At 80.1% G+C, this 542-nt stretch carries 1 protein-coding gene; it reads right to left on the bottom strand.

Annotated features, from left to right (window positions below):
- The coding region (locus tag Q6969_RS16215) for a methyltransferase (protein WP_317231354.1) at positions 1-542 on the bottom strand (542 nt) is incomplete at both ends.

The raw sequence follows: 542 nt of genomic DNA, 5'->3' as shown, positions 1-542 counted from the left end.
CCGCGCGCAGGGCCTCCACGGCGGCGGTGGCCTGCGCATCCGACACCTCCAGGAGGAGGACTCCCCCGGGTGCGAGCCACGCGCCGCCCTCGGCGGCGACGCGCCGCAGCACGTCGAGCCCGTCCTCGCCGCCGTCGCGCGTCGCCGCCGGCTCGTGCAGGCGGGCCTCGGGGGGCATGAGCGCGAGCCCCGCGCGCGGCACGTAGGGCACGTTGGCGACGAGCACGTGGATCCGCCCGCGCAGCTCTCCCGGCAGCGCCGCCATGAGGTCGCCCCGGTGCACGGCGGCCCCGCGCGGCACGAGGTTCTCGGCCGCGCACGCGACGGCGCGGGGGTCGACGTCGGCGGCGTGGAGCTCGACGCCCGGCACCTCGTCGGCGATCACGGCGGCGATGGCCCCGGAGCCGCAGCACAGGTCCACCACGACCGGACGCGGAGCCGCTCGTGCCCGCGCGACGGCGATGCGCGCCAGCCGCTCGGTGCGGCGCCGCGGCACGAAGACGCCGGGCCGGACGACGATGCGGCGCCCCGCGAAGGCGGCC

Origin of the sequence: Clavibacter sp. MX14-G9D (assembly GCF_032917815.1) — a bacterium.
In the GTDB taxonomy this organism is placed as follows: Bacteria; Actinomycetota; Actinomycetes; order Actinomycetales; family Microbacteriaceae; genus Clavibacter; species Clavibacter michiganensis_K.
The sequence above is the reverse complement of the archived record's forward strand: the minus strand, read 5'-3'. Positions and strand labels throughout refer to the sequence as shown.